The 22,807-nt window shown below is 35.2% G+C and carries 19 protein-coding genes and 1 pseudogene; 13 read left to right on the top strand and 7 right to left on the bottom strand.

Features of this window, described 5'->3' with window-relative positions; translation table 11 throughout:
- Positions 1 to 146: 146 nt before the first annotated feature.
- Both MSVAZ_RS19130 and MSVAZ_RS03315 read right to left on the bottom strand, forming a co-directional pair.
- A complete protein-coding gene (locus MSVAZ_RS19130) occupies positions 147 to 302 on the bottom strand; it encodes a DUF1328 domain-containing protein (protein WP_048118026.1) in 156 nt (51 codons plus the stop codon).
- 249 nt (positions 303 to 551) lie between these two features.
- On the bottom strand, positions 552 to 989 hold the full coding sequence (locus MSVAZ_RS03315) for a PRC-barrel domain-containing protein (RefSeq protein WP_232316202.1): 438 nt from the start codon (positions 987 to 989) through the stop codon (positions 552 to 554).
- A 1,091-nt stretch (positions 990 to 2,080) separates the two neighbouring features.
- On the opposite strand from MSVAZ_RS03315, the gene MSVAZ_RS03310 reads away from it, so the two are divergent.
- Both MSVAZ_RS03310 and MSVAZ_RS03305 read left to right on the top strand, forming a co-directional pair.
- Positions 2,081 to 2,569 (top strand): DUF1269 domain-containing protein, encoded by a 489-nt coding sequence (locus MSVAZ_RS03310; RefSeq protein WP_048118022.1) that lies wholly within the window; start codon positions 2,081 to 2,083, stop codon positions 2,567 to 2,569.
- A gap of 470 nt (positions 2,570 to 3,039) precedes the next feature.
- Positions 3,040 to 3,246, top strand: coding sequence for a hypothetical protein (locus MSVAZ_RS03305; RefSeq protein WP_048118020.1), 207 nt, complete (start codon positions 3,040 to 3,042; stop codon positions 3,244 to 3,246).
- 540 nt (positions 3,247 to 3,786) lie between these two features.
- Here the strand turns inward: MSVAZ_RS03305 and MSVAZ_RS03300 are convergent.
- Both MSVAZ_RS03300 and MSVAZ_RS21740 read right to left on the bottom strand, forming a co-directional pair.
- Positions 3,787 to 4,682, bottom strand: a pseudogene (locus tag MSVAZ_RS03300) (ISL3 family transposase).
- Between the two features lie 69 nt (positions 4,683 to 4,751).
- Complete coding sequence (locus MSVAZ_RS21740) at positions 4,752 to 4,970, bottom strand: transposase family protein (RefSeq protein WP_394297474.1); 219 nt, start codon at positions 4,968 to 4,970, stop codon at positions 4,752 to 4,754.
- Between the two features lie 1,265 nt (positions 4,971 to 6,235).
- On the opposite strand from MSVAZ_RS21740, the gene MSVAZ_RS03295 reads away from it, so the two are divergent.
- Both MSVAZ_RS03295 and MSVAZ_RS03290 read left to right on the top strand, forming a co-directional pair.
- On the top strand, positions 6,236 to 6,469 hold the full coding sequence (locus tag MSVAZ_RS03295; protein ID WP_231592404.1) for a hypothetical protein: 234 nt from the start codon (positions 6,236 to 6,238) through the stop codon (positions 6,467 to 6,469).
- 1,453 nt (positions 6,470 to 7,922) lie between these two features.
- The gene (locus MSVAZ_RS03290; protein WP_048118017.1) at positions 7,923 to 8,996 is read left to right on the top strand and encodes a hypothetical protein; all 1,074 of its coding nucleotides are present in this window, start codon (positions 7,923 to 7,925) and stop codon (positions 8,994 to 8,996) included.
- Positions 8,997 to 10,103: 1,107 nt separating this feature from the next.
- Here the strand turns inward: MSVAZ_RS03290 and MSVAZ_RS03285 are convergent.
- A complete protein-coding gene (locus MSVAZ_RS03285; protein ID WP_394297473.1) occupies positions 10,104 to 10,931 on the bottom strand; it encodes an ABC transporter ATP-binding protein in 828 nt (275 codons plus the stop codon).
- A gap of 489 nt (positions 10,932 to 11,420) precedes the next feature.
- Here MSVAZ_RS03285 and MSVAZ_RS03280 point away from each other — a divergent pair, with 489 nt between their 5' ends.
- On the top strand, positions 11,421 to 11,777 hold the full coding sequence (locus tag MSVAZ_RS03280; RefSeq protein ID WP_048118007.1) for a hypothetical protein: 357 nt from the start codon (positions 11,421 to 11,423) through the stop codon (positions 11,775 to 11,777).
- A 281-nt stretch (positions 11,778 to 12,058) separates the two neighbouring features.
- Here the strand turns inward: MSVAZ_RS03280 and MSVAZ_RS03275 are convergent, their stop codons facing one another.
- Positions 12,059 to 12,553 carry a GNAT family N-acetyltransferase gene (locus tag MSVAZ_RS03275; RefSeq protein ID WP_048118003.1) on the bottom strand — a complete coding sequence of 165 codons (495 nt, stop codon included), beginning with the start codon at positions 12,551 to 12,553 and terminating at the stop codon, positions 12,059 to 12,061.
- Positions 12,554 to 12,728: 175 nt separating this feature from the next.
- Between MSVAZ_RS03275 and MSVAZ_RS03270 the strand changes: the two genes are divergently transcribed.
- On the top strand, positions 12,729 to 13,451 hold the full coding sequence (locus MSVAZ_RS03270) for a DNA alkylation repair protein (RefSeq protein WP_048117999.1): 723 nt from the start codon (positions 12,729 to 12,731) through the stop codon (positions 13,449 to 13,451).
- A gap of 539 nt (positions 13,452 to 13,990) precedes the next feature.
- On the opposite strand, the gene csa3 is transcribed toward MSVAZ_RS03270, so the two are convergent.
- A complete protein-coding gene (gene csa3 / locus MSVAZ_RS03265) occupies positions 13,991 to 14,593 on the bottom strand; it encodes a CRISPR-associated CARF protein Csa3 (RefSeq protein ID WP_048117996.1) in 603 nt (200 codons plus the stop codon).
- A gap of 226 nt (positions 14,594 to 14,819) precedes the next feature.
- Here csa3 and MSVAZ_RS03260 point away from each other — a divergent pair, with 226 nt between their 5' ends.
- From MSVAZ_RS03260 to cas2, 7 genes are all read left to right on the top strand, one after another.
- On the top strand, positions 14,820 to 16,688 hold the full coding sequence (locus MSVAZ_RS03260) for a TIGR02556 family CRISPR-associated protein (protein WP_048117993.1): 1,869 nt from the start codon (positions 14,820 to 14,822) through the stop codon (positions 16,686 to 16,688).
- On the top strand, positions 16,681 to 17,664 hold the full coding sequence (gene cas7b, locus MSVAZ_RS03255) for a type I-B CRISPR-associated protein Cas7/Csh2 (RefSeq protein ID WP_048117990.1): 984 nt from the start codon (positions 16,681 to 16,683) through the stop codon (positions 17,662 to 17,664). The genes MSVAZ_RS03260 and cas7b overlap by 8 nt, the downstream gene beginning before the upstream one ends.
- Positions 17,665 to 17,673: 9 nt before the next feature.
- Positions 17,674 to 18,375, top strand: coding sequence for a type I-B CRISPR-associated protein Cas5b (gene cas5b, locus MSVAZ_RS03250; protein WP_048117987.1), 702 nt, complete (start codon positions 17,674 to 17,676; stop codon positions 18,373 to 18,375).
- On the top strand, positions 18,350 to 20,782 hold the full coding sequence (locus MSVAZ_RS03245) for a CRISPR-associated helicase/endonuclease Cas3 (RefSeq protein ID WP_048117984.1): 2,433 nt from the start codon (positions 18,350 to 18,352) through the stop codon (positions 20,780 to 20,782). Before cas5b ends, MSVAZ_RS03245 begins: the two co-directional genes overlap by 26 nt.
- A 1-nt stretch (position 20,783) precedes the next feature.
- The gene (locus MSVAZ_RS03240; RefSeq protein ID WP_048117981.1) at positions 20,784 to 21,443 is read left to right on the top strand and encodes a CRISPR-associated endonuclease Cas6; all 660 of its coding nucleotides are present in this window, start codon (positions 20,784 to 20,786) and stop codon (positions 21,441 to 21,443) included.
- Positions 21,431 to 22,402 carry a CRISPR-associated endonuclease Cas1 gene (cas1, locus tag MSVAZ_RS03235; RefSeq protein ID WP_048117978.1) on the top strand — a complete coding sequence of 324 codons (972 nt, stop codon included), beginning with the start codon at positions 21,431 to 21,433 and terminating at the stop codon, positions 22,400 to 22,402. Before MSVAZ_RS03240 ends, cas1 begins: the two co-directional genes overlap by 13 nt.
- Before the next feature lie 102 nt (positions 22,403 to 22,504).
- Positions 22,505 to 22,795: a CRISPR-associated endonuclease Cas2 gene (cas2, locus tag MSVAZ_RS03230; protein ID WP_048109044.1), complete on the top strand. Its 291-nt coding sequence runs from the start codon at positions 22,505 to 22,507 to the stop codon at positions 22,793 to 22,795.
- Positions 22,796 to 22,807: the final 12 nt, after the last annotated feature.

The raw sequence follows: 22,807 nt of genomic DNA, 5'->3' as shown, positions 1-22,807 counted from the left end.
GAAGAGCACAATTTATTTAATAAAGCGGTTTGAGAAAAGTACAGAAATCTTCCCTTTACTTTTCTATCCTTAACTTCTTTATAATGAATTGAAAGTCTAGATTTGTATAAATTGGGTTATTTCATCGTGTATTCACCGATATAATGTCACATGCACCCATAAAAAATTGAGATAATCGCAAGTATGACAAAGATTATGATGAGCCATTTTGCAATCTCCATAGAGAACCCGGCAATTCCTCTTGCGCCCAATATATATGCAATCATTGCTAATATCAGAAAGAATATTGCAAGTCCTACCAACCCTGGTATATTTCACTCCCCCACTGGTTATTTTAATCGATAAGTTAACTATTAAATTGCAGATATAGACTTATGCAGTTGAACTGGAAAACAAGTAGCATGACGCTCCAAATGGTCTAAATTATAATATTTATGACAGATATCCTCGTGCTTTATTTTGGACCTCAACGTAGGTCCTATCAGAAACGAGTATATCTCCCATTTTTGAGAAAATGTAGAGAAAATCTCATGTTTATGATTTTCAATAATTCACTGAACCGACCCCAGTCTCTCTGCTGATGTCTCTCCTGGAATTATCGGTTGCTCAAACACTCCTTTCTGCCAATAAGGTTGATATCCGTAGTAAGTATACACTCTGGATAGCTCTTCACAAGTTAAAGGCCATTTGTCCTTATCAAAGCCTTCTGCCTTTTCCAGTACTTCTTTATTAACATCAAGGATGAAAGCATGCTCATACAGCCTCAGTTTAAGAGCCTGCCAAGGGATAGCAAACCGTTTATCGCCCATACCCAGGAATCCGCCAAAAGAAAGCACTGCATATGCTATCCTTCCATTTTCCAAATCAATCATAAAGTCTTCAATCTGTCCTAAATCCTCTCCAGCTCTATTGACAACCTTATCTCCTTTTAGTGTACTTGCTGACAAAAAGTGTGAATTCTCTCTACTTACCATATTATTGTCTATCATATATTACACTCATTTGTTTGTTTACTTGAATCGTTTTTAAAATGCTGGCCAATTTCACTTTCGATCATATTACTATTCCATTAAACGGTAAGTCGAGTTATGATCGATCACCGAAATACTCGACTCGACAATTTATATTGTATCTCAGCAATCTATTCTATATATCTTTAGGTCTATATATGTATATGTATTCACTAAATATCTTTCCATCTAAATATATAGTATTGATGGATACTATAAACATTTGAACATGTATGTTGATGTATTTGTTCAATAAAACTAAATTTATTACATCGGGAGTGCAGAGGGTCACGAATACCCCATTCTTTAGATTGGGGATGAAGTGAACCCTCGCCTCTTTTTGGTTTCGTTTAAACTTCTGTACCGTTGCTTCTTTGTAAAGTAAGGTTTCTTAACGTCACGGTTACAGAAGTTGGTAATGCAACTCTGCATTAAGAAAGTCTTGTAAATGTGATACTTAACTATCCCCAGAAACCGGGCGGGCGGCCCGAAGCATACCCCATCCTTTACAGGCTGTCCGACAATTACCTTCGGTAATAAAAGAATTCCTTCTTTTTTTTGATTTAAAGGTCTTATTTGCTTTCTTTTTAGCACTTTTTTATTACTATCAATAATTATCGGACAGCCTGTTTAGGGTGAGGTGGCCGCCCGCAATTTGATTTTTGTGGGTAGCGACATTTACCCTAAAATGTTGCTATCATAACGGTTTATAGTTCATTTTGTATTGACTCGGTAGCGATTCCCAAAGATTCGGATTAGAAGCTACATTTTTCGCTACATCTTTCATATTTTGCATTACAACTTAGACACTAAATTTTGATTGTTTTCTCATTTAAAATAAATTTAAAATATCCGTGGCTATTTATATGTTCAAGTACTGTTATATCATGTGTGGTACGAAATAACTTTAAATTTATAACCTCCTGGCATAAACGTCGTGCTGGCGGAGCATAAGGGGTTACTTGAGGTTATAGTGCAAGGAACTGCACAGCACAGCGTGTAAAAGTAGTGTTTTTTGAAATTCAACATCATACTTTTGTATAAATCAAGAATAAAAGGAGATTTAGAACATGAGTGATTTAATTGTTTTTGCATTTCCTAGTGAGACCGGTGCATCTGAGATGGATGAAACTATCCATCAGCTTAAAAAGGAAGAACTGATGGTTCTTGCTGATGCTGCCACTGTTGTTCGTAAACCTGATGGTAAAATAAAGGTGAAACAAGCAACAAACCTCGTTGGTGCAGGCGCAGTGGGTGGAGCATTTTGGGGTATGCTGATAGGATTTCTTTTCTGGGTGCCTTGGCTAGGACTAGCCATCGGTGCTGTTACTGGTGCAATAACTGGTAAACTGTCCGACTATGGAATCAACGATGACTTCATCAAAGAAGTGGGCGAAACCATTCAGCCAGGTGGATCCGCTCTCTTCCTATTGATCTCAAAATGGACTGAAGACAAGTCTCTTGAAAAACTAAATAAATTCAATGCAACAATCGTCAGAACATCCCTTTCCAAAGAAGAGGAACTCAAACTTAAAGCCGCTTTTGGCGCCGGGGATTAACTAAAGAAAACTGAAAATCCTCTAAAGGTTAACTGGATCCTTGAACACTAGGTCCTTGAACATGAAATTGAAAACTAAGATAAAAATATTGTTTTTCAAAGGTATAAGCTGATTAAGGAGTTAATCTATGTCAGAAGAAAAGAAGGCAGAACCAAAGAAAGAAGATGCTAAAGTTGAGCAAATACATCCCTCTGAAATGAGGGGAGGTAAAAAGAAAGGTCTTCTGGATGCCTGTAAGTAAGAAGCAAGTAGGCTTCTATTTGATAGTAAGGGTGGGTCTTTGATCAAATATGAAAAGCGAGCACATTTCCTTATTGGGGAAAAATACAATAAGATGTTCTAGATGTTCTGATGCTTACGTTTTTCAATACCTCACCCCAACGACTCAATTTTGATAATTGCCATTAATAAAAGTCCGAGTAGTAATCCTACAAAACTGACAAGTGCTGTTAAGTTATGAGGTATTTTCAATGAAATGCGAATCTTGTGAAGCAGAATGTGAAGGCAGATATTGTAAAACATGTGGCGCCATTATGAATAAAGTTATCAGAGAGGTCGGAGAAAAACGCTGGGCGGCAATCGATGATTGTTCGTTTATTTATCCGCTTGTCCAGCGTGTGAATAAAGGAGAACTTACAGTCCATGATATAATTCAGTCTCTTGAAGTGGAAGATTGATTTTTTGAAGGTTCAGGATTTCAGGTCCTGGCTCTCAGGAAACGGATTTAAAGACTGTTTTATACCTGCATTTCCCTCTGTATTATCGGGGGTATTCTTATTAAATTTTTATTTCAGTCGAATACCCCGCTAGCTTGCTGTGGGGATGGAAACTTCCCCGGTAATCGTTGATGATTATATAATTTAGGCTCTTCGTTGTTTTGTGTGGGGATCCGCATAACGTCCTCATAAAAACCAATGCGGTCTTGAATTGAAAATCATCTTACCCATAGAGAATAGCGAAGAGCCATAATTTATCAATTCCATTTTTCGGTTGTTAACTTCTGCTCAAACTAAACTGTTTAGGGTTATTATTTCCTTTAACGGAATTTCGAGCGGTGGCGCGAACATACCCCGTTGCTTGCAGCGGGGTGCGCCAGCGCAACTTTGATTCAAGTCTTACTGTTATCGAATATTCAAATGTTTTTCCATGTTTCATTTTGGAAAAATATGCTAGACCCTATAAACATAAGGTCTTCAAGATTTGGGCTCTTCGTCATTTCATATGGGTAGTTTGAAATCTAACTTTCCTAATTTTAGATAGATCATAGTAATAAAATACTTAGTGTTTCGATACCCTCTCGCATTTCTTTTTATTAACTGTACAATACTGTTAATACCTTCCACAACTCCGTTAGTAATCCTGGAATCAAAGTAGTTTAGAATTCCATCCCAATGACTTTTAATGGTTTTAGCAACCTCAATTATTGCCTCTAATCTGCTATGAGTTGCCCAAAAATACCACTTTTTTAGATATTGTTCAGCTTCCTCTCGGCTTTTGCATTCCCAGAACTTTCTAAGACTTTCTTTTATATTATATGCTCTGAATGTATTCAGTTTTTTATTTTGGAGGTTTAAAAGCTTTTTTTTCTGTTTATCAGTTAGATTTTCCTTGTTCGTAATCCATATGAATTTGGTATTTTTGAGTTCCTTGGTTTTTTTTGTTCTTGTATCCTTACTTCATTTAATCCTTCATTCATCGCTTTCATCACATGAAATCTATCGAATGTAATTTTTGCATCTGGAAATTCTTTAGAAATTCCACTGATATATGAGGGAGACATGTCGCAACATACTGATTTAATGTTGCTTTTGTTTCCATTATGATCTTGCAGATCTTTGCTAAAACTGGTAATAGTCGAAGAGTCTTTTCCTTCACAAGCAAATATTACTTTTGAATCTTTTATATCAACAACAAGAGTTATGTATTCATGTCCTTTCTTGCATGAAGTTTCATCTATACCAACAACACATACATCCGATAAATCCTCTTTAGACCTTGCATTGTCAGTGTAATGGTTTATGACTCTCCAAAGTTTCGTGTCATTTTCTCCAAGCAACTTCCCAATTTGTAACACTGGCATTCTTTTTGAGAGCTCCAGGATATGAGCTTCCATTCGAAGAGTAAAGTTGCTTTTTTCGCGAGCTCATGGAACTTTTATTTGGAGAACTCCACATTTTTCACATTATATTCTTGGAATTCTACAGTGTAAATATGTAGAATATTGAAAGTAGTTAATGTGCCGTAACACTTTTTCCTTAGTATCATAAGCTGAGCAGTTTAGTTTGCCACACTTAGGACAGGGAAATTTGGAACCACGTGTAAAATCAATCCAAATATTAAGTTTTTCAGATGTTAAATCAAATTCAGTACTGGTTATTTGCCAAGGGTCTTTGACATTCAAAGGTATTTCAAATGTTTTTTCGCAAATGGGATATCAAACTCCTGCAGTTATTTGTACTAACTAATATAATACTTATTTATATTATATTACTAATATAATAACTTACCCATATTATACAGCGAAGAGCCAACATGTATCTTTTTGATACTCCAAAACGTTCTGCTATTTTCTTATATGTTCTCTTTCCTATGTCCATGTTGATAACGTCAACATTAGACACAAATTTATTTTCCTTGAACAAATACATCAATTTACATTTCGACCCCTCTTTCAAAAATAAGGTGATTTTTGCAACAACTTTACATATTTATTAAATTTGTAGGGGGTACAAGCTCAACAAAATCAATGATTTTGGCTGAATCCCACAATTATTTAAAAATTCTGGACCTAACTAATAAAAAATATTGTAAAGTTTAACATATTTTCCAGTGAGATTTCATTGAGGGTTGAATAATTAATTCAGAATAGGGCAAAATAAGTACTGAACTGTATATATAAAAAAAACAAGTAGCTTTTTAGGGAGGGGATCAAAATGTAAAATCAACATACGTGTTCAAATGTTTATAGTACATATCAATACTATATATTCAAATAGTAAGATATTTAGTGAATACATATACATATATAGACCTAAATGTATCTAGAATAGATTGCTGAAATACAATATAGATTGTCGAGTCGAGTATTTCGGTGATCGATCATAACTCGACTTACCGTTTAATGGAATAGTAATATGATTGAAAGTGAAATTGGCCAACATTTTAAAAACAATTCAAGTAAACAAACAAAGGAGTGTAATATATGATAGACAATAAGAAAGTAGAGCCTACAAAGGAAGATGCAAAAGAAAAAGTCGAGCCAACAAAAGCCGCAGAAGGCAGCGTAAAAAAATAAAGTAAGCGGTTTATTTGGATAAGTTTCGCAAGAAGCCTATCTCATACATATTATCTAAAATCAGTAATTCACATAACAATAATTCACGAGCAAGAAAATGGGTGAATAAAATGATTAAACAAATAAAAAAATATTTACTGTTTTACTGGCAGTCAATTGCTAGTAAAATTAATAGTAAAATTAATAGTATCCTTTCATTTGCATTCGGTTAAGAAATCTGTTAACGTTAAAATGACTACTGCAATCAACTATTCATCTCGATTTACATTTATAGGTTTACAGAAACGAGAACGTTTTGATTTCATAAGAGATTAAAAATTAAAAAGATCTATAACATTCGATTTGTTAATATAAATTAAGGGGTATTAAACATGTTTAAAGAGCATTCAACAGGAACACATCCAATGATGCATGATGAGCCGATGTCTGATATTTGGGGATTTTTGACTGAAGAACAGAAAAAGAAAGTTGCAGTAATGAAGATTGATATGAAAATACAATGGATGGAAACAAAAATAAATGATATGGAAAAGATGATCGAGTTTAAGAAAAAGGGTATAGCTAACATCCGAATGGTTCAAGAAATGATCAAAACAGGGAAATAAACTCGAAGAAAGTCAATATTGAAATTAGCTGGTTTCCTAGTGTCTTGAAAATTTAGTTATTGGTCACATGTTTACTCTAAATCACTACATATTGATGAGAAGCTATTATACATTCTGCTCAATAATTAAATTGCCATAACACTAATTTTGCGTCAGCATTAAAATGTCGTATATAATTGGTTAAAATGATTCAGAATTATTTTATCTTTGAGAATTGACGTGACACTAGTGTCGGATCAAACACAAAATGTCGTATAAAACTGAGTGCAATTATTCGAAATCATTGAATCCTTGATGATTGACTCAACACTAGTTTTTTAGCTGGATATCTAACATAATTAAAATAAACGGTTCTAAATTATTATGAAAATCAGTGTGATTTCTCATGATTCCTCACTTAGAGGCTGTCTTAAAATTCAAACCATTTCTACAATTGGATAATGGTCAACGTAACTTTAAATTCATATCGTGAATTTTCCAAAATTCAGGTACACATTGACCTTAAAGAGAGTACTTTATTTCATAGAACTTATGCACACGAGGTCTAAAATCAATTACATTGTATATTATGATTTAAACTTACATCTTAAATATTTAACTGTTTAATCCTACCGTTTTTCAGTTCAAATGCATAAGTCATATCCCAATTGTAGGAGCTCATCCCAAAACTCAAAATTGGTTTCCTGAGTCGCGAATTTTGAACGATAGATCGAGTTTCTCTTTATGAAATACGGTTCTGAAACTTTTATTGATTTAAGAAGGAACTGGTTTTGGGATGAGCTCTAGATCAAATTTAATTTTAAGACAGGCTCTTAGGCTAGTGTCAAGAAAATTTAGTTATTGGTCATTTAAAGCTCAGAATCATTGTGCGCTGACAAGAAACTACTAAAAATTATGCTCAATAATTAAGTTGCCATGACACTAGTGTCGAGTCAATCATCAAGAATTCGATGATCCCGAATAATTGCACTCAGTTTTATACGACATTTTGTAGTTGACTCGACACTAGGGGATGATTGAGATGTCGAAAATACTTTTCATGCTCGAAAATGCTTATTCATCATAAAAATAATTATAATTATAATTATAATTATAGTATATTTTTCACTGAGAATAGGTTTATATACTATATTGTTTTATTACTCCATATAGTAACTAATATAATTCTATATATTTTAAACTAGGGCTTTATAGTTTTTTACTAGGGGTCTAAAAGTCCGCAATCCTTAAATGGCCATCGATTGATATGTGCCATCCTGAGAATCAAGTCCTGAAAATAAAAATAGAACTTATGCAATCGATGCATAAAATCAAATGCAATAGACTTTGTGGTTAAAGCCGTCATTTAAACAATTGAAAGTTCGATGTTATTGATTCCTCAGTTCAACTACGTAAGTCCTAAAATACAAAAGAAGATACATCCTCGATGTACTTCTATAGAAGTGGAAGCTAGATGTTACTCAAAGAAAACAAAATCGTAGAAAAAATTTGTGAAATCCCGGTTACACTTGAAGATGTCTCCGAAAGCATCTTTTCAGGTGTAAGTACAGAAAACATTATGATGCATAGGCTTCTCTCTCCTGAGGAAGGCGGTTTGGACTCATATTATCTTTGCGAAGGCCTGTGTAAACCTGTATTTTCAGAACCTGAAATTGTCTATCCATATGTATCAGGAGCATTTTCCAATCAATTTGCGTTTCGCCCTTCACCTTACCATTTTATGCTGCCTTATGAGCTGTCCTATGGGAGTAAAAAGAAAGAATACAGAGCTATTCCTCCTGAAGACATAAAGACAAGATTTCCTCAGGCTTACGAGAGAATTATGGAATTCAAAAATGAGTTTCGTCATGATACCTCCTCTCTTAAAGTAGCAGATTATAGTATAAATGGAAGTAAACTTCTGGAGTATCTTAACACTCCTAAAATCATTGCAACTGAAGGCTATCATTTACAGGCTGCATACGATGCAACTGGAAATCATGTGTTTAGAAAAGGGTGTGGGATTGTTCTCAAAGACTCGGATAGATATCCTTATGTTACTGCCGTTCTTAACAGTCCTATTGCCAGACTCTTTCCCGCAGTGTGTAAGTCTGAAATGATCTTCTCGAGTTACACAAATCCTACAGTCCTGAGCCGTTTTCCAATTGTATTTCCGGATGACAAGCTAACCGAGGATCTCATAAATACTATTTTCAGTTACCTTATGTTCCTCAACAGGCAGAAATACGCAACAGACTACGGAGTTCCGGAGTGGCTTCAGGAGCTTGTAAGTTTCTATGAGCAGATCTCAAGCCTGCTGATTCTGAATACTTACTTTATAAATGACCTTGATCCAAAACTTCTGGATGTCCTTGCAGAAAATATTCACCCATATGCAGGAGAGATAGAATCTGAAAATAGTGATAGCCTGCTGAGCGCGTTATATTACATAAAGCAGCAGATTATTGAAACCTCAAGATTTGAGAAATATAGATTTAATCTGGGATTACCTGACATTCTAAATTTTTCACAGAGCAGCAGCGAATGATGAGTAATTTCTTTTTAGATTTTATCCCTTAGATGACAGAAGCACACATATTATAATGTATATATGAGCTTCAAGCTTCTGTTTTCTTCATACAATTCAAAGTTCTGTCTTGTGTTTTTTGGGTTTTGGACATTTTTCATTTTTCCGGAAGATTCTGTGCCGATAGAATGCATTTTCTGCAAGAAAATACTTTGTTTTATCCCAAAATTATTTCTCTTTTTTAATTTATTTTATTGCGTTATATATCGTATACATGTGACCCACCGTTCTACCTCAACTTCGAATTTGTTTCTTTTCCACGATCATTCCAAAGTATCAATATAAAATTGGAATTTGCTCGGTGTTTAACTATTTGTAGCACCTGCTGTTGCATCGTGTATTAAACTTTCAATTGGTTTTGAATCTGCAAAATAATTTCAGGATACAACACTCCAACTTCGAATTTGTTTCATTTTACATAATCATTCCAAAATACCAAAATGGAATTGGAACTTACTCAGTGTTTAACTTTTGCATCGCCTGTTATTGTATCCTACATTCGGCAGCAAGCACATCCCAACATTGAAATATCTTTAATTGTTATTTTTTGTAGGTTCAGTTAATAACCAGTATCATACGGACTATGTATATAGCAGGGTTTGTCTTTTATCTCAATTACTATAAATATATATTAATTATATCATGGTTAACATTTAGTAATTTTTGATTTAAATGGAAATTCAAAAGTTCTGAAAAAAACGATATCAATAGAAAAATTGAATGGATTTTTATGTCGACCTGCCGAAAGCAGGTTGTATTATGTATTGGACTTCCAAATAGTTTGGAGTCTGCGAAATCATTTCAGGATACAACACTCCAACTTCGAATTTGTTTCATTTTACATAATCATTCCAAAATACCAAAATGGAATTGGAACTTACTCAGTGTTTAACTTTTGCATCGCCTGTTATTGTATTATGTATTGGACTTCCAAATAGTTTGGAGTCTGCGAAATCATTTCAGGATACAACAGATATTCTTGCATTGTTGATATGCCTGGGTTCTTGAGATGCCTACGTTAATACTTTCTTATATTGTCAAGTTTGTCGCCTAATCCATGCATGGTCTTCAGATAAGGGCCTGGTAGTAACCATTCTTCTTCACGACTTCAACCGGCATGGAAAACAGTTCAGATAGGTTGGCGTCGGTCAGGATTTCCTGCTTTTTCCCGTCCCTGAAGATTTTTCCGTTTTTTATGAGGATCACACGGTTAATTTCAGGAATAATATCTTCAAGGGTGTGAGTAACGAGAATGATACTCTTTCCCGAGCCGGCAATTTTCCGAATAATTTCGCGGAAGCTGTGAAGAGCTTTGAGGTCAAGGCTGTTTGCAGGCTCATCTAAAATCAGAGCCTCGGGGTCATGCACAAGGGCTCTCCCTATAAGTACCCTCCTGGCTTCTCCTGAGGAAAGTTCGGACATCAGCCTGTCTTCAAGGTGGGAAATCTCAAGAAACTCAAGCACTTCCCTTGCCCTAGTTTCCATTTCAGGGGTAACTTTATGGTTATAGTAAATTCCTATGCTGCTGAAAAACCCTGAGAGTACGACATCCAGCACACTAACCTGACGGAAGTATGTCTGCTGAAGGTCCCCTGAAACTATCCCGAGCAGTTTTCTTAGCTCAAAGACGTTCCAGGTCCCTTTGCCCATAATATTGAGAACAAGCCCATCGGCTGCTGCAAGAGGGTGATATTCCTTTGTAAATGTCTTGATTAGAGAAGATTTCCCAGAACCGTTAGGCCCGATAATCGCAACATGTTCTCCCTGCCCAATTGACAGGGACACCGAATCAAGGATTTTTCTACCACCCCTGACAACGGTTACATTTTTCAGTTCAAGCAAAGAAGGAGAATTAGTCTTCCCTGGAAATTCCATATTTTGAGTCATTTTTACCATCTATCTGAAAATGTGGATAAAAGATTCATGAACACTATGAATGGGAATGCCAAAAGTTTAAGATTTTATTCAATTAGCATGAAAATGCTGCCATCTGCAAGCAATTTCATTGATTGTGAATGTTATTCAAAGAATATAATGTTTGTTTTCTATGAATGGACTAACATATACTTTCAGATATAATTGTTTAAAGTTTACAGTTAGCTTTTTTAAAATATGGTAACCGAAATAATAAAACTGAATAAATCTATGAATACAACCATCTAAGTGCAATTATCTAAGTGCAATCATCTAATAACTGTAACAAGCTCGCTAATATATTCATTTAACGCGTTTTCTTGCCCCTAATTGTCTAAAAATTTTTGACATGACTTTTCTAAAAATTATTAAGCTCTATTTTAGTTTCTTGTTTTTGTTTCTTACGTATATATAATCTTATAATATAGTTTTGCCTTTACCGGAAAATGGGGATTTCTGGGAGGTTCTTTGTTGGAAGTCTACAGCACTCGGGGTTCGTTCAGTTCTTACCTCTACGAGATACGTTTCATTATTCTTTTCTATGTAATTGGAGATTGGGTCTCCACTGTTTGTGCTTTATCTCAGGGTACAGAATATAATCCGGTTCCTGCAATGATTCTGGAAAACTACGGGATATACCACCTTTTGCTTGTAAAAGTAGGTTTTATTTTCCTGCTTTTTTATACAGCCCCTATGATAAAATCGTCGGGGAAAAAATGGAATCTCACAAAACATATTATAGAATCCGTTGGGGTCTTTGTAACCGCAAATAATCTGATGGTTGTCTGGTATGGAAACAGCCTTATACAGGCTATCGGGCTTGTCTGATTCAGTCAGACCTGTGCAACCTGCCTGTTTTTTCCGTCCCTTATTACAGGTTTACAGGTTGAACTGAATTATTATTTCAAGTAATTCCAATTTATGTTAATCAATTCCAAATAATTCCAATTTATTTTAATTTGTTCCAATCAATTCCAAATAATTCCAAACGATTCCATTGATTCCAATCAATTCCAAACGATTTCAGACGATTCCAGACTGTTTGATTTTAACTTTCGAACACCCATCCGGACATATCTTAATTTCTTTCGCCCTGCATAATTTTTCCATTACCTGATTTTCGCATAAAGGAAACAATCGTAATAATCTTCACCTATGCGATGAACTTTTTTCATTGTGCCTTCTTTTTTGTACCCGCATTTCTGGGCCACGCGTTCGCTTGCAAGGTTCCGGGTGTCCATAAGGATGACAATTCTCTGTAAATCCAGTTGCTCAAACCCGACCTTTTCAAGCTGTCTTACAGCTTCGGTTGCAATTCCCATTCCCTGATAGTCCCTGTCAATGAAGTATCCGATTTCTCCTATCCAGGGCCTATGCTGGTCGATCTTTATCCCGCAGGCCCCCACAAGTCTTCCGTAATAGAGAATGGAAAAGTTGTATTCAAAATTAGCCTTTCTTTTAGTTTCATTTAGCCCCAGAAAATACCTTTCTTCATCAAGTGTTTTTATAGGAAACTCAATGAACTCAAGATTTGTACGTGTAATTATATCAAAGAAACATTTGGCATCAAAGAGTTCTTGAGGACGAATTTTTACTTTGGGCATAAATAGAAATTGAATTTCTTTATGAAAAATGTTTTCAGGCTCTGTTTTTATATATACTTTGCAATTATTCTGAAAATTTTTAAAAGTAATAAAGAAGTGGACTGTAAATTAAGATGAATAAAATGTAAATATATATAAACAAAATATAAGTACATCTCTCAATAAATAGAGAACTGTGGAACCCAATATTATACCCAGGATAAGAGAGGAACTAGCCCTTAATGTGGATGAGAAAACAAAAGCCAGCTCATCTCGCTTTTTCAAAGAAGAAGTTCACTGCTACGGAGTAAAATCTGCGCTTGTGGGAAGAATTGCGAAAAATTACTTTAACGAAATAAAGTCCAAAGACAAAAAAGAGATCTTTAGCCTGTGCGAGGACCTATTTAGGTCCGATTACTGCGAGGAAGCCTTTATTGCAGCCGAGTGGGCCTACCTGGTAAGAAATAATTACTCTGAGGACGATTTCTTTACCTTTGAGCGTTGGGTTGAAAACTACGTTAACAACTGGGCAAAGTGTGATACCCTATGCAACCATGCAGTGGGCTCTTTTATAGAAAAATTTCCAGCGTATGTGGAAAAACTCAAGACCTGGGCCCTGTCGGACAACAGGTGGGTAAGGCGAGCGGCTGCAGTAACCCTGATCCTGCCTGCCCGAAAAGGCAATTTCCTTGACGACGTTTTTGAAATATCCGACCTGCTGCTCAAAGACAGAGACGACCTGGTCCAGAAAGGCTACGGCTGGATGCTAAAAGAAGCCAGCAAACCCCACAGGCAGGAAGTATTTGAATACGTGATGAATAACAAAAAAGAGATGCCCAGAACCGCCCTCAGATATGCAATCGAGAAAATGCCACCAGATTTGAGAGCCAGAGCTATGGAAAAAAACTGGAAAAAATAGAGCTAATTCCGGAAAAAAGCAGGGAAAAGTCCGAGAAATTTTATAGAAACCAGAAAAATGAGAAAATATTAGAAATTGGATAAAAAGTGTATAGAAGAAAAGTTAGAGGTGGAAGGGAGTAAAGAGCTTTCCCGATACAATACCCCCATACTGCATCTTGCCCCTTACTCCCCGGGTGTTCCCCTATATTCCTGTATCTTTGCCTGCAACTCAATTCTGCAGGAGCTCATTCACACAATTTTGGTCTACGTTACAGTTAAAAGGATCTCTTCACAAGTATTTTGTTCTATTTACCCAGACATGATACGAATTTAACACTTTTAACCGTTTTAATAATAAAGTTCTCCCCAAATCGATTTATTTTAAAAATTTCTTTTACTGTTTGGGGTTTTTAAGAGGCTTGAGTTTCATTTTTTGAGAAAAAATGTGAACGATCAGGGAGAATAGTAAGAAAACAGGCTGTTGAAAGTTTTATCTGATCAAAAAAGGTATTCTCTGACTGGTCTAATCGAAATGATTTTTACAATTGGTTCTTAAAATCAAATCGATGCGATTCTTCCCGCGTCCGTTATAATGTATCCATTTTCCCCATCGGTTATATATCCCATTGCTTTTAGTTCTCGAATATGGTTGTAAGTCATTCCTTTAGAAATTCCGGCAGTCACCGCAATCTGGGTAACCGAAGAAACTCCTTTCTGGATCTCTTCAAGTATCAGTTTCTTTGTTTCCGAAAGGTTAAAACTCAAAACCGGAAAATCAATCATGAAACTGTCTTCTTCGGTCACATATACAACTCTCTGCACCATATCGTTTCTTGCATAAGCCCCGAAAAGCGCTCCAAAAGCCTGTGGTTTCCGCCCACCAGACACATTTACAATTACCTGGTTACCCCTGTCATGTTCCTGTTCAATCAGTTCAGCAACGTCTTTCGCTACGCGCACGGTGTCATAAACAGACGTGTACTTTTTCTCAATCTCAAGCGCGTTTTTAAACGTTTTTTCGATCATTTCTTCAGACTGCACCTTTTTATCGGGCGCCCCTTCCTCTGACAGCAGTATAATTTTTGAAGGGGAAAGCCTGGTCACGCAGATGATAACAGGCTCAAGGGAATAGATTGTGGAGATAAGTGTAAGCTTTGACATTAAGTGCTTAGTATTGTGGGATTGGGTTAAATGTTTTCCGATATAGGCTTCGGTTGATATTTAACAGTATATACATATTTTTATAATTAATTTTTAGAAATGTATATATAATATGTTAACTATGAACCCTAATGGTTCACAAATCATGGAGAAAACTTCAAAGATGCATAATTGTGATAAATTAAACATTGGGTCTATTATACTATATTAAGAGGGTGTAATTTCTGTGATCGAAGCGATGAAAGAAATTGGTGAGTATGCGCTCGAAAAAGAAAATAAGGATTTAAATGATTTTGTGTCAATTCTAGTTGAAAATCCTGCAAGCAATGAAACTTATAAACATGTATTTTGCATTAAGTTGGTCTCTTGCCAAAACATTTTTGAGTTTAAAGAAATCGAGCATCAAGAGTACTCAAAAGAAAAAATTGTAAAATATCTCTATAAAAGAGGATCGTCTAATGGTCCAGACATTACTCCTACTGCACGAGTCACAGAACTCAAAAAAACGTTTTCTAATAAGATTATAGGCTGGTTTTCAAAGCCCTTGAAAGAAGCAAAGCCTATATTAGACAATGAAGAAGTCCAATTTTTGGAGCTTCTTGGAAAGTGTATAAAAGAGAATGAAGATAAAATACTTTTAGATCTTGAACCTAAACTTAATTCTATCGATGCAAAGGAGAACTCGATATTAACCTTAATTATTGAAGAAAATGACTTCATCAGATATGTCGGAGATTTTGAAGTATTTCGTAAGATCCTTAAGAACAATGGGGCTTCCAAGTTTTACAGTAAATATGGTATTATCTCCAAAGCCGATAATAAAATATGTTCTATTTGCAAAACACATAGAGAAGTTTATGGTTTTGTTACACCTTATGAATTCTATACCGTAGATAAGCGGGGATTTGTTAGTGGAGGATTTGACCAAAGTAAGGCATGGAGAAATAACCCCGTTTGCCTCGAATGTGCCTTGAAAATTACAGCGGGAAGAGAATATATCGAAAAATACATGTCTTTTGGTTTTTATGGGTTTAATTTCCTCATTATCCCCAAGCTACTTAATAATAGCACTAACGAGGACCTTTTCGATACTTTTGAGAAATTCAATGAGAAAAAATTTACATTTAATAAAGAGTATAAAAGATTTTTGACAGCTAATGAAAACGATATCCTTGAAATTCTAAGTGAAGAGGATGATTATCTTAATTTTAATTTCCAATTTTATGAAAAGTCCAATTCTGCATATCGAATTCTTTTGTATATAGAGGACATTCTTCCTTCAAGGTTAAGAGATCTTTTCAAATTCAAAGAAATCGTTGACAAAAGAAAAATATTCAGTAATTATTATTCTAATGATACCGAAGTAAAATCCATCCAATTTACATTAGGTAATGTAAGATGGTTCTTCCCTAATACTCTAGATGACCCTGATTTAAACAAATACTTTTTAGAAATCACAAACGGGATATTTACAGGAACATCAATTGATTATGATTTTCTGTTAAAGTATATTATGCGGCGTATTCGAAAAGATTTCAGAAATGAAAATCCAATAAGGTATTCTCTATTTTTAGGATTCCAAATGTTAGACTTTTTAAGTAATTTATGTTTGCTTGGAAATTATACAGGAGGTAATTGTGTGAATTCTACGAATTTATCTACTTTATTAGGGGACATGGCACCAAAGGAAAACAATGGTTATGAGGAGCGAGCAAATGTTGTCTTTTCGGAATTTGAACATTTTTTCAATACCGATGCAAAGAAGGCTATTTTTTTAGAAGGCACACTTGTTCAGTATTTACTAAATATTCAAAAATTTCAGCGTGGAAGCGCTCCTTTCAGAACTAAACTTCGAGGCCTGAATCTTGATGAGCGTTATATAAAAAGGCTCTTCCCTGAAATCATAAATAAACTAGAAGAGTATGATGCTAATTATTATAAAGAACTTGAATCTCTGATCTCAAAATATATGATTCAGTCTGGCAATAATTGGAAAATGTCAAACGATGAAATCAGTTTTTATTTTGTTCTTGGTATGAATCTATCAAACCTTTTAAAGTCACCTAAACCTGAAAAGGAGATTAAAAATGACTGAAGTAAACAGAAGATCTGAAATTGTATTTTTGTATGATATAAAAGATGGAAATCCAAACGGAGATCCACTTGATGAAAATAAACCACGTATTGATGAAGAAACAGGAATAAACCTTGTAACAGATGTCAGGCTTAAGAGAACAATACGTGATCATCTCTACAAGTTTAGAGGTAAGGAAATTTTTGTTAGGGAAATCTCAGCTGAAAACGGTTCTATTCAGGATGCAAAAATGAGGGCAAAAGATTTTTTGGCAATTGACGAGCCTCTTGATTCATTCGAAACTGGTAAAAACGCCATTAATGAGAAACTTCTGGCTGATTGTATTGACGTTCGTTTATTTGGAGGAACTGTCCCACTTGAACTTAAAGTCAAAAAGGGAAATAAAAATGAAACCGGTTCAATAACTCATACTGGTCCTGTACAGTTTAAGATAGGCAGATCAATGCATAAGGTCTTCATGAAACATTTCCGTGGAACGGGAGCTTTTGCTTCGAAGGAAGGAGCCAGTCAAAAAACGTTTCGTGAAGAAGATTTCTTACCTTATTCTTTGATAAGTTTTTACGGAATTATTAATGAAAACGCGGCTAAGGATACGAAACTTTCAGAGGAAGATATAGACCTGCTTCTTGATGGAATGTGGAATGGAACTAAGAACCTTATTTCCAGGTCAAAAGTCGGCCAGGTTCCCCGCCTCCTGTTCAAAGTAAATTACAAAGAAGGAAATTATCACATTGGAGATCTGAATAACCTTTTCAGTCTTAAGTCTGATTTGATAGATGAAGAGATTCGGGATATTTCACAGGTAAAGATTGAGGTCCAGAGGCTGATTGATGTATTGGGTAAAAACAAAGATAAAATTGAAAATGCCCAGATTTGCTCGGATGAGTCGATTACGTTTACATATGACGAAGAAGAGATTGACTTTGAAAAAAGCCTTGTGGAAGCCGGGATTAATACTAAAATACTAACAATGTGAGCTAAGAACATGAAAGTATTAGTGTTCGATGTATGGGGAGAATTCGGTCATTTCCGAAAACACTATACTACAACTTCTCCCCTTACATATTCTATTCCTCCTAGAACGGCTATTGCAGGAATGATTGGTGCTATAGAAGGGTTTGGAAAAGACGAGTATCTGCAGTATTTCTCTAAAGAAAAGGCAAATATTGCGGTAAAAATAAGTCATCCTATTAAAAAGACCAGAATTTCAGAAAATTTAATCGACACTAAAATTGCTCCTATGATGAGCAGAATAAAGACCAGAACCCAGATCAGATTCGAAGTATTGAAAGATGTAAAATACAGGATATATTTTTCTCATTCTTCTGAGGAAGTATATAACAAACTTTATTCTATGTTGAAAGAACACAAATCGGTGTATACTCTGTGTCTCGGTCTGAGTGAACACATTGCTAATTATGAATTCATAGGAGAAATGGAAGCTGTCAGTGAACTTTCAGATTCCGAAAGGGAAATCCATTCTGTAATTCCTGAAAAAGAGCTAATAAAAATCAGTTTTGAAGAAGGAAAAGAGTATTTTTCAGAAACTATTCCAATAGAAATGCTTCCAAATAGGGAAGTTACAGAATATGGCAAAATTTTGTTTGAAAAAAATGCAAAATGCATTCTTGCTAATGTAAGTAATCTCTGGAGGCTTGAGAATGGAGAAGGAATTGTCTTCATGTGATTTCCATCTTCGTTCCCATCCCGATAAACTATTATTTAGACACTTATCCAACGTAGGAAACAAATCAATCTCAACCAGTAAGGAGAAAAGTTTATCACTGGAAAAGTTTGGAATTGATGAAAATACTTTTTCAAAAATGACATATCTTATAGGAGTTTGTCACGATTTTGGGAAAGGCACAGGGTATTTTCAAAGGTATCTTTTGGAGACTAATCCTTCCATCCAGAGGAGCTTAAAAAATAAAAAAGAATATCATCATGGCTTGATCTCAGCTATTTTTACCTATTACATATTAAAAAAGTATGTAGATTCACTTAATGATAAAAATATTCTGGAATATATTCCTATCATAGGATATCTTATTGTAAAAAGGCATCATGGAAACCTGAAAGACGCTGAGGATGAAATACTAGAACTAGATGAAGATACTCTTGAAATTATTGATCTTCAAATAAGGTCATTAGATACAGGTGAATTGAAAACAATATATGAAACGTTATTTGATGGGTATAATATTTCTTTTGATATGGATACTTTCTGCAATGAGCACCGTTCCATCACTGACGAAATTTTAAAAAATAGAAGGAAATTCATAAAATTGCTCAAGAAGGAGCAATTTACAGGTTATTATTTGATTACATTAACTCTTTACTCAATTCTTATAAACTCTGATAAGGTAGATGCGTCTTCTATCGATGTTTCCAGTGATATCGAAATTTCACCTGAACTTGTGGATAAGTACAAGGTAGAAAAGGGTTTCCAAAATAATGAAGGTATAATGAATAAAGTGCGTAACGAGATTTATGAGGAAGTTACAGAAAGTATTGAGAAACTTGATCTTAATAAAAAAATATATTCGATAAGTGTCCCTACAGGTTCGGGAAAAACTCTCACATCACTTTCTTTTGCATTAAAATTGAAAGCAAGATTAAGAGAGGAAAAGAGAATCAAGGCAAAAATAATTTATTCTCTACCTTTCTTGAGTATCATAGACCAGAATTACGATGTTTTTGAAGATGTTTTTAAGACAGTTGAGATCGCAAATCCTTCTGAGGAGGTGCTACTTAAACATCATCACCTTGCAGATATATTTTATAGAACGCAAGACGATGAAGAATTTGAAGGGCTTAAAGGTTTATTTTTAATCGAGGGGTGGAACGCTGAGATAGTCGTAACCACATTTGTCCAGTTTTTCCACACAATTGTATCTAATAAAAATCGCTCCCTCAGGAAATTTCATACAATTGCAAATTCGATTGTAATACTTGATGAAATCCAGTCAATTCCTCATAAGTACTGGCTACTGTTAAAACAGATCATTTCGGGTTTTGCAGAATATTTTAATACATACTTCATTTTTGTAACCGCAACTCAACCTCTCATTTTTGATCCTGAAAAAGGGGAAATTGTTGAGCTGGTAAAAAATAAAGATACGTATTTCAGGGAATTTGATCGAGTTAAGTTAGAAATAAATCTGAATCAAATGGGCATGGATCATTTCAAGGAAATAATTGAATCAGAAGTCAAAAAGAATCCAGAAAAGGACTTTTTGTTTGTATTGAACACTGTTAAATCGTCTCTGGAGGTATTTAACCATTTAAAGAATTTAAAACTTGAAAATAGTGATTATTATTATCTTTCTACTAACATTATTCCAAAAGAGAGGCTTAAGAAAATTAAGATGATTAAAGAAAAATCGGAAAAAAGAAAAATTATTGTTAGCACACAGCTTATAGAAGCCGGAGTAGATATAGACGTGGATATTGTTTACAGAGATTTTGCCACAATTGACTCAATAAATCAGGTTTCAGGGAGATGTAACAGGAATTCTTCTAAGAGTTCTCGAGGACAAGTAAATATTGTGGTTCTGAAAGATGAAAGGAAAGAGTTTCATCGATATATATATTCGAGTTTTCTTATTGACAAAACAAAAGAAGTGTTGAAAGAGTTTCCCTCTGAAATTTATGAAAAAGACCTGCTCTTTTTAAATAACAACTATTTCAGGAAAGTTAAAGATACTTCAAGTGAAGATGAGTCCAAAGAGCTACTCTCATACATAAATGAGCTTAAATTCAAAATGCTTACATCCGATTTCAGGTTAATAGATGACAAAGCAGGATACGAAAAAATAGATGTGTTTGTAGAAAATGATAAAGAAGCTACTGAAATCTGGAAAGAATACCTCGTAATGAAATCACTTAAAAATCCACTGGATAGAAAAGAGAAATTCTTGTCCATCAGGAAACAATTCAATGAATACATCATTTCGGTGCCTAAAAAAGACTTTTCCTGTGAAGAACTAGAGGATCTCAATATAGGATATATTCCTTTTGAACAAATAAAACATTATTATGATCCTGAAACCGGTTTTGTTTTTGAATTAAAGTCCACCATGATGTGTGATTGATATGAAAGTCAAAACGCTGACTCTAACCCTTGTTCCTGACCGAAAAGTAGGAACAAACGCCTCAAAACTTCGAGGTTTTTTCGCTACCCGGTTTAATGAGTATACACTTTTGCATCAACATAACTGTGATAAAGTTATCTATATGTATCCCCTGGTTCAATATAAAATTTTGAAAGGAATTCCTCTAGTTTTCGGGATAAACGAGGGTTTAGAAGTCCTTCAGGAAATTTTCAATAAATATGAAAAAATAGAGCTAGGCGAATCAACATATGAAATCCTGGAAAAGAAGATATCTCTTAAAGAACAGGATTTCGGCATTTCAGACAAATTTCACACCTATAGATTTGAGACTCCCTGGTTTGCCCTCAATCAGGAAAATTTTACAGATCGATACAAGAAAATAGGAACCGCCGAACAAAAAGAACTCCTTCAAAAGACCCTAGTCGGAAATATACTTTCAATGTCCAAGTCCCTTGGGTATACTGTTCCAGAGCAAATAAAATGTGAGATAAATTTGCATCCCGGTAGCAGTAAAATGAAAGGAGTGGAAATTGCTACGTTCAAAGGGTCTTTTATCACAAATTTCCTTATCCCCGACTATTTCGGTATTGGAAAATCCGTATCTCGCGGTTTTGGAACGGTGAAAAGATGCAGCTTGTAATCAACACCCGCGGTTCATTCCTGAAAAAGCAAAACAACTGCTTTTTTGTAAAAGTTGACGACAAAACCTTCGAGGTCTCTGAAAAGAAAGTTGACAGCATTTTGATTACAACTTCTGCAACCATAACAACCGATGCCATCAAATTTGCAGTAGAAAACAATATTGATATCGTTTTTCTGGATAATTTTGGAGACCCTTACGGACGAGTGTGGCACTCAAAACTCGGAAGCACAACTTACATAAGAAGAAGGCAGCTTGAAATTTCGGACGAGCCCAAAGGGTTCAGGCTTGCAAAAGGCTGGATTGAGCAGAAGATTGACAGCCAGATCCTTTTTTTGAAAGACCTCAAAAAGAACAGACCTGACCAGAAGGACGAACTTGACGATTATATTTCTGGAATGGAAGACATGAAAGCTCAGCTTGAAGCCCTTGAGGGGAAACTTGACGAGATGCGGGGAAAAATAATGGGCCTTGAGGGGATGGCTTCCAGGTACTATTTTCAAGCTCTGAGTTTTCTTTTGCCTGACAGGTGGAAATTCAATGGCAGGAGCCGGAACCCTGCAAAGGACGAGTTCAACTGCCTTTTGAATTATGGATATGGGGTTTTATATTCAAGGGTGGAAAAGGCGTGTATTATAGCAGGGCTTGATCCTTATGTCGGTTTTAACCACACAGATGATTATAACAAAAAGTCGTTTGTGTTTGATCTGATAGAAATGTACCGCATCCACATTGACAGGACAGTTTTCAATCTTTTTTCGAAAAAGCAGGTTTCAGACAGCTTTTTTGATGAAATCCCTAATGGAATGACTCTCAACAAAGAGGGTAAAGCTGTACTCATCCAGGCTGTCAATGAAACTTTTGATAAAGAAATAAGCTACAAGGGAAGGAACATAAAAATTGGAAATACAATCCAGTTTGACTGTCATAGGATTGCAAACAGCTTGATCGGGAAATAAAGCTTTTAACACGATAAGTTTGTGAAACAGTAACGCAACGATTCGATAAAAGAATGATTTGAAAAATAAAGATTTTATAAAAATAAGAATGGGGGACTGGGTTTGCTTGTCTGGGTAATATATGACATTACGGATAACAGGACTCGCCAGAAAGTAAGTGACCGCTGTAAGAGCTATGGGCTTTATAGGGTTCAGAAAAGTGTTTTTCTGGGAGACTTAAATACGAATGACAGAGACTCTCTGGGACTTGAATGCGAAGAACTGATTGACACCGAACGTGATTCTGTGTATATTTTTCCGATGGATGAACAGTCATTCAAGAAAGTCCAGCTTCTCGGCCAGGCTTTTGATAAGGAGCTTGTCAGTGATGAAGTGATTACCAAATTCTTCTGAGTTTTGAGGTAA

Source organism: Methanosarcina vacuolata Z-761, assembly GCF_000969905.1.
In the GTDB taxonomy this organism is placed as follows: domain Archaea; phylum Halobacteriota; class Methanosarcinia; order Methanosarcinales; family Methanosarcinaceae; genus Methanosarcina; species Methanosarcina vacuolata.
The sequence above is the reverse complement of the archived record's forward strand: the minus strand, read 5'-3'. Positions and strand labels throughout refer to the sequence as shown.